Annotated in this window: 7 protein-coding genes; 1 reads left to right on the forward strand and 6 read right to left on the reverse strand. The window is 65.5% G+C overall.

What is annotated here, in order from left to right:
• Positions 1 to 63 precede the first annotated feature (63 nt).
• A complete protein-coding gene (locus BMG03_RS12780; protein WP_075777062.1) occupies positions 64 to 2109 on the forward strand; it encodes an ATP-dependent helicase in 2046 nt (681 codons plus the stop codon).
• 67 nt (positions 2110 to 2176) lie between these two features.
• Here BMG03_RS12780 and BMG03_RS12785 read toward each other — a convergent pair whose 3' ends face one another.
• The 6 genes from BMG03_RS12785 to BMG03_RS12810 are packed head-to-tail and all read right to left on the reverse strand — an operon-like array spanning position 2177 to position 9660.
• Positions 2177 to 3199: an alginate lyase family protein gene (locus tag BMG03_RS12785; RefSeq protein ID WP_075777061.1), complete on the reverse strand. Its 1023-nt coding sequence runs from the start codon at positions 3197 to 3199 to the stop codon at positions 2177 to 2179.
• A gap of 22 nt (positions 3200 to 3221) precedes the next feature.
• Positions 3222 to 5915: a tetratricopeptide repeat protein gene (locus BMG03_RS12790; RefSeq protein ID WP_075777060.1), complete on the reverse strand. Its 2694-nt coding sequence runs from the start codon at positions 5913 to 5915 to the stop codon at positions 3222 to 3224.
• A 32-nt stretch (positions 5916 to 5947) separates the two neighbouring features.
• On the reverse strand, positions 5948 to 6565 hold the full coding sequence (locus BMG03_RS12795; RefSeq protein WP_075777059.1) for an alginate O-acetyltransferase AlgF: 618 nt from the start codon (positions 6563 to 6565) through the stop codon (positions 5948 to 5950).
• Positions 6562 to 7881, reverse strand: a complete 1320-nt coding sequence (locus BMG03_RS12800) for an alginate O-acetyltransferase AlgX-related protein (protein ID WP_075777058.1) — start codon at positions 7879 to 7881, stop codon at positions 6562 to 6564. Before BMG03_RS12800 ends, BMG03_RS12795 begins: the two co-directional genes overlap by 4 nt.
• Positions 7878 to 8600 (reverse strand): hypothetical protein, encoded by a 723-nt coding sequence (locus BMG03_RS12805; protein ID WP_075777057.1) that lies wholly within the window; start codon positions 8598 to 8600, stop codon positions 7878 to 7880. Before BMG03_RS12805 ends, BMG03_RS12800 begins: the two co-directional genes overlap by 4 nt.
• Positions 8593 to 9660: an alginate O-acetyltransferase AlgX-related protein gene (locus tag BMG03_RS12810; RefSeq protein ID WP_075777056.1), complete on the reverse strand. Its 1068-nt coding sequence runs from the start codon at positions 9658 to 9660 to the stop codon at positions 8593 to 8595. The genes BMG03_RS12805 and BMG03_RS12810 overlap by 8 nt, the downstream gene beginning before the upstream one ends.
• Positions 9661 to 9668: the final 8 nt, after the last annotated feature.

Raw genomic sequence — 9668 nt, forward strand, 5'->3', positions numbered from 1 at the left:
CGAGTTCTCATTTCGTTCCCATTCCGTTAACTTTCCTCCACGGACCGGAACGGGGGACAGAGAATGCCAGAGGCAGGCTATCTCGACAAGCTGAACGACAACCAGCGGGCCGCGGTGGAATTCGGCGTCGGCGGCGAGGCGCTCTCGCCGCCGCTTCTGGTGATCGCGGGGGCCGGGTCGGGCAAGACCAATACGCTCGCCCACCGGGTCGCGCATCTGCTGGTCAACGGCGCCGATCCGCGACGCATCCTGCTGATGACCTTCTCGCGCCGCGCCGCGACCGAGCTGACGCGTCGGGTGGAACGGATCACCGCGCAGGCCATGGGCACATCTGTCGCCGCCGAGGCCCTGACATGGGCCGGGACGTTCCACGGCATCGGCGCGCGGATCCTGCGCGAGCATGCGCTGTCGATCGGGCTTCACCCGGAGTTCTCGATCCATGACCGCGAAGACAGCTCCGATCTGATGAATCTCTGCCGTCACGGGCTGGGCTTTTCGAAAACCGAAAGCCGCTTTCCCGCCAAGGGCACCTGCCTTGCGATCTATTCCCGCACGGTGAATGCCGAAACGCCGCTGGGCGAGGTGCTGCGCGACAGCTTTCCGTGGTGCGCGCAGTGGCAGGAGGAGCTGAAGCAACTCTTCGGCGCTTACGTGCAGGCCAAGCAGGCACAGAACGTGCTCGATTACGACGACCTGCTGCTGGCCTGGGCGCAGGTCATGGCGGATCCGGGGTTTGCCGCGCATATCGGCGGGGCCTGGGACCACGTTCTGATCGACGAGTATCAGGACACCAACCGTCTGCAGGCGCGTATCCTGAAGGCGCTGAAACCGGACGGGCGCGGCTTGACCGTGGTCGGAGATGACGCCCAGTCGATCTATGCCTTCCGGGCCGCCACCGTGCGCAACATCCTCGATTTTCCCGACAGTTTCGACCAACGCGCCGATGTCATCACGCTCGACCGCAACTACCGTTCGACCCAGCCGATCCTCGCCGCAGCCAACGCGGTCATCGGCCTCGCGAAAGAGCGGTTCACCAAGGATCTCTGGACCGAGCGCGCTTCGGGGCCGAAACCTCAGCTGGTGACCGTCCAGACGGAGACCGAGCAGGCGCGTTTCATGGTCGATCGTATTCTCGAGAACCGCGAGACCGGCATGAAGCTCAAGGAGCAGGCGGTGCTGTTCCGCACTTCCAGCCACTCGGTGCAGATCGAGGCCGAGCTGACGCGGCGCAATGTGCCTTACGTGAAATTCGGCGGGCTCAAGTTCCTCGACAGCGCGCATGTGAAAGACCTGCTGTCGTTCCTGCGGCTGGCGCGCAATCCGCGCGACCGGGTGGCTGGGTTCCGGGTGCTGCAACTGATGCCGGGCATCGGGCCCAAGGCGGCGGGGCGCATTCTGGACGCGCTCGACCTCGCCCCCGATCCCCGCGCAGCGCTTGCCGATGTCGCGCCGCCAGCCCGCGCCGGAGCGGACTGGGAAGGCTTTGTCGAGGCCATGAGCACGCAGGCCGCATGGCCCGCAGCACTTGGCCTTGCCCGCGCATGGTACGACCCGCATCTCGACCGGCTGCACGAGGATGCCGAGGCCCGGCGCGCCGATCTGCTGCAACTCGAACAGATCGCGACCGGCTACCCTTCAGCCGAGGCGTTCCTGACCGATCTCACGCTCGATCCGCCCGACGCCACCAGCGATCAGGCGGGCGCGCCACTCAAGGACGAGGATTACCTGATCCTGTCGACCATCCACTCGGCCAAGGGGCAGGAATGGAAATCGGTCCATCTGCTGAACGCCGTCGACGGCTGCATGCCGTCAGACCTCGGGACCGGTTCGAGCCACGAATTGGAGGAGGAGCGGCGGCTGCTCTACGTCGCGATGACGCGGGCGAAGGATCAGTTGACCCTGGGGCTACCGCTGCGGTTCTACGTCACGCAACAGACCCGCAACGGCGACCGGCATGTCTATGCGATGCGGACGCGGTTCATCCCGCGGGAAATCCTGCACCATTTCGAGTCCGTTCACTGGTCGCCGGTGCAACATGGCGGGGCGGCCCAACGCCCTTCCCCCGCCCCCATCGACGTCGCAGCGTCGATGCGACAGATGTGGAGCTAAGCTCCGGTGAGGTCCGCCCTGCCCGTCCGGACATCAGGGCGGACCCTTCGCTTCGGCTTCGCCTTGCTTACCACAGGGCGGATTGTTCACCGCCGAGCTTGGAATTGCTGAGGGGGCGATACTCCTCGACGAAGGAAGCGATTTCCGGCGCGTCAAAGAGCGACAGATACGCATCGGCCCAAGCCAGTTCGAAGCTTTTCAGCTTTTCGTCGCCGGTGGCGAAGGTCTGCTCCTCGCCGGCCTTCTCGGCGACCATGTCGAGGTTGTCGAAGGCGGCCGGGATGAATTTGACCGCGCGATGGATCGCGCCGTCGCACATGTCGAAGGTCGGATAGCCATCACCTTGCAGAAGCGCCGCGCCGACTACGAGCGGGGCGACGGCGTGAAGCTGATAGTGCAGCGCGCGGGGACCGCGCTCCATCTCCCATTTCAGCGCGCCGTCCTCGTCGGCCTGACAGGCGACGAGCGCGAAGCTCGTATTGGCCCAGGCCTTGAGGTAATCGTCGCCCGCAGCATTGCCGACGGCCGCTGCGGCGAGCCCTGCCCAGGCGCGCAGGTTGTTCTGACTCGCCATGTCAGGCGCTTCGGTGTCGAACCACTTGGCAGTGTGACGCGCCCGCGCCTTCAGCCAGTCCTCGATCGTTTTCGCCTTGTCGGGATCGACCTCCGTGGCGGATTCAGCCTGAAGATAGGCCAGCGCCATCGCGCCGAAGCGCGACGGGGAGGAGAGATTGGCGTTCATGCTCTGAAGATCGCTGAGCGCATCAGCTTTCGCCCAGACGTTAAGCGCGTCCACCACGCAGGCGGCGGCGTCCTCGGCGCCGTCCCCGCCCTTGGCGGCCTTGTTGGCCTTGCCTGTGAGATCCACGATGAAATCGTCGATCGGTCCCAGCGCCTCGTTCACCGCCGCGTTCGAGGCTTTGTCGATGTCCGAACGGTCCTTGCTGTCGTCCGTGTAGCGGCTGCCATAGTCGAGAGAGACGACAGGCTCTGGCACGTTCATGCAGGTGACGTCGCTTGCGTCCTGCGCCCAGAGGGCGGGCGCCGGCAAGGCAGCGACGAGCGCCCCGATGATAAGAAATCGTTTCATGACTCTTCTTTCGTGTCTCGCGTTACTGAATGAGGCGCGCCGTGGCGGCGGCCGTTTCGTTGCCCGCACGGGCGGCGGCGAGAAGCAGTTTCCGCGACCGCTCCATGGATTGGTCGACGCCAACCCCGTAGGCATAGGCCTGCGACAACAGATACATCGCGTCGGCGTTGCCCCCGTCTGCCGCGCTTTGCAGCAGCGAGGCGTAGCGCTCTGCCGTGTCGTCGGGTGCGTCGCTTTCGCGCACGATCCGGGCCAGTTCGAGCTGTGCCGCGGCATTCCCCTTCTTTGCGGCCTCGGCGTAAAGGGCACGGCGATCTACCTTCGCGTTAACGATCTCGCGCACTTTCGGGTCCGAATATTCGAGGAAATTGAAGATATCGGCGATGTCCTTGGGCGCCGCGATCTTCAGCAGGCGGACCGTCATCGCAGCCGTCTTCTCGGTGCTCATCTCGATCTTGCCGTCCTGGCGCAGCGACAGAAGCCGGCGCAGCGCAAGGGGATAGCCACGGTCTGCGGCAGCGCGGTAAAGCTTCATCGCGCGCGCCTTGTCGTCCTCGGTCGACCCCATTTCGCGCAGGGCGTCGGCAACGGCCACGTCTTCCCACCCGTCGCCTTCGGAAACCGCGCTCGCGATCTTGAGCCAATGATGCGCCCCATCCTTGGCGTCGATCTTGCGCAGGACATGTGCATAGTCGAGCGCCATGGACGTCGTGCAGTCGATGGTGCTGCGAATGCGGGCCCGGTAGGTCGCGACATCGCCGGCCTTCTTGAGATAGGGCAGCGCGAAGAGCATGGCCTTCACGTCCCCGTTTCGCGCGATGGCGTCGCGATAGGTTCGCCATGCCGTGTCGGAATCCATGATACCGTGATCGATCAGAACCCCGATCGCGGTGCCGTTGCCGTTCTTCGCAAGGTCGCGGGCAAGCGAGATCATCCGTTCACGCTGGGTCTTGTCGAGTTCGGTGCGGCTTCCCAGCACGGAGAGGTAGAGCGTCTTCGCCCCCGTCTCTCCCGCGTCGATGGCCTGCGCCAGAAAATCCTCGGCGGCGCCGACATGGCCGCGATTGAGCGCGAGTTTCGCTTCGGCCGTGTAGAGCGCGCCACCCGAGGCCTCTGTCATCCGACGCATCTTGTCGCCCGCGCCTTCGGGGTTCACGTCATGGAAATTGGCCAGCGACCGCGCGCGCATGTTGATCGCCTGCGATTGCAGCCGGGCCACCGTCAGCGGATCGTCTTGGGGGTTCACCGCGTCGAGTTGGCTCGGAGTGAGTTCGACCGTCGAGTCGCCGGCGAATTCTTCCATCTTCGTCCAGTATTTCGACTCCGAGAGGATCGGGGCATCTCGCGACCGGCACTGGAAAATGGCCTGGAGATCCTGCATCGGTTCAGTCTTGCCGTCGATATAGACCGCGTCACGCAGCTCCGAGACGATGTTGAGCAGGTCCTGCTCGCCGTCGGCATCGCGGATCTTGATCTCCGCAAGGTGCATCCGGGCCGCCGAGAGCGTCGGATCGATCTTCAGCGCCTCGGCATAGAGCTTGGCGGCACGGTCCTCGCCGGCCCACCGCCCCTGCTGTTCGAGGACGAGATTGCCGCGCTGTGCATAGGCCCAGGCGGGGGTACCCGGCGCGTCGATCATCCGGTCCAGCGCATCCGCAAGACGCGCCCGCCCGCCGGGCTCGTTCTTATGGGCGCGGGCGATGTTCACGAGACGGATCCGCGCGGTTGGGTCGCCGTAACCGGCGGCCTCCTCGTAAAGCGCGCGGGCTTCTTCGGGATCACGCTCGGTCAGGGCACCGCGTTCGAGGATGCCCCCGAGGCGCAGCATCGCGTAGGGCAGATCGAAATCCGCCGCCTGACGCAGGCTCTTCATCATCAGGTCGTTGTCCCGGTCGACTTCGGTCGCCTCGCGGTTCATTTCGGCAAGGTTCCAGGCGGCGTTGGCCCCGCCCAGCCTGGCCGCGAAACGGTACCAGTCCTCGGCCAGTTTCGGATCTGGTGCGACGACCTCGCCGTCGCGGAAGATCGCGGCAATGCGGTTCACGCGGTCGCACAGAAGCGGATCGAGATCGCCCAGCAGGTTCCCGAGCGCCATGGTCACGGCCACGTTGGGCGCGATGTTCCAGTCGTCGATCTTCTGCTTGTATGACAGCTCGACCATGCGCAGCAGCGAGCTACTGTCGCCCGCATAGGCGGCCTGACGCCAGAGCGCGATGGCCCGCTTGCGATCGCGCGCGACACCGGTGCCGTTATAGAGCAGTTCCGCCGCCGTGCGTTTGACCGAAGCCGACCCGGCCGGCGCCATGTCGAGCAGGCTCTTGACCAGACCTTCATCCGCGAGATCCTGCATCCGGCCCGCAGCAACGAGAAGGTCGATGCGGTCCAGAAGAAGGTTGGTCTTGTCGTAGCCGTCTCCGGACTTGAGCAGGCGCTGGTCCGCCGCCTCGATGACGTCGAACCAGCGTTTCGCGTCGTTCTGGCGCAGCAGCCGCAGGTCGCGGCGGATGAGCCTAACGTCGCGGTCGCCCAGTGGCCCGCCGTCATAGTCCTTCCACCTTTCGGTCAGGACGTGCTGCGGAGGCCGGGGGCTGCAGGTATCGCTGCCAGCCTCGACCTGGGGAGGATCGAACGGCACCGAGACCGGTTTTGCATGGACCGATCCGGTCTGGGCAATCAGGCCCAATGCTATGGCGGAAAGGATGCGTGTCAGAGACATGGTGATCTTCTCCAGGACGAGGCGTGTCAGTTTCAGTTCGCGTAGGTGCTGTCGGTGGCGGTCAGCGCGCCATCGGCGCCGACGATCACCGTGGTCGCGGTACCGCGACGCAGCTCCAGCGGATCGAGGCTCGAGAGCGTCTCACCGTCCTGACGCAGCTCGAAGGTCAGGGTCAGCGGTGCCTTCAGGCCGACTGCCCCTTCAGTGCCGGGCGCTACATCGGACAGTGCCGCCGTTTTCGCCTCGGTTGCATAGAGATCGAAAGTCTTCATGTCGCTCAGGTTGTAGAGCAGCAGATCCGCCTGCGCGGGGCTTTCGGTTATGTCGTCCTTGATCATCGGTTCGTCCTTGACCGAAGACAGGATGGTGTAATGGGTGCTGGCGCCCACCTCGACGGAGCGTTCCTCGTCGCCGACGGTGAGGTCCACGTCGCCGGGAGAAACCTCGACATAGGGGGTCAGGCCCGCATCCGAGGTCTCGAGCCGCGTACCGTCGATCGACACCGAATCCGCATCGGGCGCGATCACGCGCAGGAAGGAGGCATCCGGCGAGGACGGCTCGGGGTAGAGCCCTTCATCCTGCGCGGCCGCGGGCAGCGCGGTCAGCAGCGCGACAGGGAGGGAAAGCAGAAGCGTTCGCTTGTTCATCATGTCTGGGATCCTTTCAAGGTACATGTGGAGAGCGTGGCGTCCTTCTCGGCCGGCTGGTCGAGTTCGACGCGCACATGGGTGTAGTCCTTGCGCCAAAGCGGGCGCGCATACTCGTAAAACCAACGGGTCGGCCCCACGCGCTCGGAGCGCTGGATCGTCGTGGAGCCGGTGAGGCCATCGTCGTTCGAGAACTTGAGCGTGGCGCGCACACCGTTCGCCCGGCCGGTATCGACACCGAGATAGCTCTCGGGCGTCCAGCTGTTGGCGGGCAGGTCCGCGGTCAGCACGTTCGGGTCGGGATTGGCGGTCTTGAGAGGCGTACAGTCGGCGCCGGCCGCCGCGATCAACTCGCGCAGGGGGCGTTCGCCGAACCCGCCGAGATTGTTGTAGATCGGGTTTTCCCAGATCAGCACGCGCGGCTTGTTCTCGCGGAAATCCTCCGACAGCAGGTAGGAGGTGATCGCGCCGAACTGGTTGCCGCCGGTCACCGAGTAGTTCGCGACCTGTGCCTGGGTCTCGTAGGACAGAGCATCTTCGAAGCTGAACATCTTCTCGGCGGACATCGAGGTGCCGACCAGCGCGATCGGCGGACCGGCGCTGTCGGCCGCGAAGATATCGCCCGCGTCGCCGCTGCCGCCGCCTTTTTCGGTGGCCTTGAACCGTTCGGTCCGCGGAACCGGCAAGCCGTCGCGGCAAAATTTCTGGATATGGCGCCGCAGCGCGGATTCGACCGGCTTGGTGCCCGTCGAGGTCAGCTCGATCTTGGTCGTTTTCATGTCGTCGAGCGATGGCGTCTGGTGAATCGTGTCGGCGATCGCCTTCGCCACGGAATGCGCGCCGTCCGGCGACCAGTGGAAATCGAGGCCGATGAAAGGCTGGCGATCGTCCGGCAAGGTATTCATCGCCGCGACGGTGTCGATGGCGGTGACATTCGCGTCGGCCAGCCGCGACAGGAACGCCTTGTACCCGGCCTGGGCGAGCGCTTTGTCATAGCCGTAATCCGCCGCTTCGGGCGGCAGGTGCTCCGGCATCGCGAGGCTCTTGGTCGGAATCGGCACGTAGATCAGCTTGGTGCCCCTCTCGGCCAGCACCCGCGACAGCGTGCCCACGGTTTTCGCGGCCGCCGCAGAGAGCGGGTGATAGGTGCGCATGTTGAGGTTGAGGCGGTAGAAAAAGCCGTCGCTGCCTTCGAGAACCGGCAGGTTATCCGCCGTGGCGAGCCCGTGGCAGTCATAGGCCGACTTCTGCTGTGCCAAGGCCGATCCGGTCCCGGCGGCCAGCAGCCCGGCGGCAAGTGCGAGTGAACGGAGTATCATTGCGTTTCCTTCTCGGTATCGTCGGAACGGGCGTCGAGCTGCGCGAGGATCGACTTTGCGGCCGTGCGCGTGCCCAGTTCATCCGCGTCCGAAGCGGCATGGGTGAGGATGGAATGCAGACGTTCGGGCGCGACGAGGTCCGGGTTCTGCAGGGCCTTGGAGCCGATCTGGATCGCGGCGGCGCCGTCGCCGGACTCGGCCAGCTCTAGCAGCAGGTCGCGGGCACGCTCGGGATGGTAGCCGAAGGGCTTGCCGGACTCGTAAAAGCCCGTCAGCGCCTCGCGCGCCTTGGTGTAGCCCTGCACCGCCAACGTCCGGATCGCGTTCTCGAGATGGTGGAGTCGCTTGTCCGAGACGTCGAGATCGGGCCGCTCGAGGATGCGGATCAGCGGCCCCAACGCGTAGTCGCGCCCGGTGAACACCGCAGAGGCGTAATAGAGCGCCGCGTCTCCGACGACGCTCGGATCGTCGAGCGCCATCAGCCGGTTGGCATAGCGGAACGCGGCCAGCCCGTCGCCCGCATCCGCGAGCGCGCGCATCTCGGCAAAGCTGAGATGCTGGTCGTGCAGCATCCGCTTGCGGTCGTGCTGCAACTTCCAAGTCGGCAGGTCGGCGGTCTCGGTGACGCGGTCGTCGATCACCGCCTGCCCGAACACCGGTCCGGCCAAAACGACCGCGAGCAGGCCCGCCATGGTCGTCGCAAGACGCGGATCACGCATTTCCGGCCTCCTTTCCGTCGATGTATTTCGGCTCGCCGAGATAGCGGATCGGGAATTCCCAGATCACCCGCGCGGGCGGCGCATCGTCCAGTTTCGGCTCGGACAGGAACGCGTTCATCGGTTCGATCGGGCCGCGGCCTTCCTCGGCGAGGTTCAGGATGTCGCGCCCCAGCGCGATCTTGAGGGCGGGCACGAAGCTCCAGGACTTGTTGGCGCTGTAGCTCGTGCCGACCAGAACGGTGTCGATCGGCGCATCGTCGGAGGCGAAGATGCCCTTCTTTTCCGCGCCTTTCTCTTCGGCGACATAGGGCGTCACCCGCTCGGGGCCGAGCCCCACGCTCGGCGCGAAATCGTCGGTGGTGACGAAGGACACCAGGTCCCCCATGAATTCCTTGGGCCGCGCCGGGACCTTCTTGAACACCGTATCGCCATGGGAAATCTTGCCCGATTGCGCCACGGCCTTGGCCACCCTCGCAGCCCCCTGCGGGGTCCAGTGCGTGTCCCGCGTCAGGAAGACCGGATCGGGCCCGGCATCGGCCAGCGCGGGCCGGGTATCGACGGTCGTGACGCCCTCATCGGTCAGCGCCGCGCGGAAGGCGCGATACTGGTCCTCCATCGCCTGCCCCGCCTGTTCGCCGCCGTGGTCGCGGTAGATGTCGATCTTCGCGGGCACCGGCACGACGACGAGTTTGGTCCCCAGCGCGTTGAGCTGCGCCTTGACGTCGGCGACGACCCCGGCGGCGGTCTTGATCTCGGACGGCGTGGCGCGGTCGAATTCCTCATCAGTGAAGAGCCAACCGTCATCGCCCGCCGTCACGCCGTCACGGCCTTCGCCGATCAGCTCGTAGCGCGCAGCCCCGATCAGGCCGACCGCGGTCTTGCGGTGCGGCTGCGCCTTTCCGTAGAGCGCGCCGAGCGACGTCGCAGCCTTGCCGCTCACGAAGTCGCCCTTGACCGTTCCGGGCAGCCCCTTCTCGAAGATATCCACGTTCACGAACAGCGCGTAGCCGAGGAACAGGATCGGCACGCTGGTGCGTATGGCTTTCAGCATCATCTGCATGGGTCCGG

Source organism: Thioclava nitratireducens (assembly GCF_001940525.2).
Classification (GTDB): domain Bacteria; phylum Pseudomonadota; class Alphaproteobacteria; order Rhodobacterales; family Rhodobacteraceae; genus Thioclava; species Thioclava nitratireducens.

What these genes read in the sequence shown, in the direction of transcription:
- BMG03_RS12780 (WP_075777062.1), top strand. Translation starts at nt 64, where the DNA reads ATGCCAGAGGCAGGCTATCTCGACAAGCTGAACGACAACCAGCGGGCC.
- BMG03_RS12785 (WP_075777061.1), bottom strand. Translation starts at nt 3,199, where the DNA reads ATGAAACGATTTCTTATCATCGGGGCGCTCGTCGCTGCCTTGCCGGCG.
- BMG03_RS12790 (WP_075777060.1), bottom strand. Translation starts at nt 5,915, where the DNA reads ATGTCTCTGACACGCATCCTTTCCGCCATAGCATTGGGCCTGATTGCC.
- BMG03_RS12795 (WP_075777059.1), bottom strand. Translation starts at nt 6,565, where the DNA reads ATGATGAACAAGCGAACGCTTCTGCTTTCCCTCCCTGTCGCGCTGCTG.
- BMG03_RS12800 (WP_075777058.1), bottom strand. Translation starts at nt 7,881, where the DNA reads ATGATACTCCGTTCACTCGCACTTGCCGCCGGGCTGCTGGCCGCCGGG.
- BMG03_RS12805 (WP_075777057.1), bottom strand. Translation starts at nt 8,600, where the DNA reads ATGCGTGATCCGCGTCTTGCGACGACCATGGCGGGCCTGCTCGCGGTC.
- BMG03_RS12810 (WP_075777056.1), bottom strand. Translation starts at nt 9,660, where the DNA reads ATGCAGATGATGCTGAAAGCCATACGCACCAGCGTGCCGATCCTGTTC.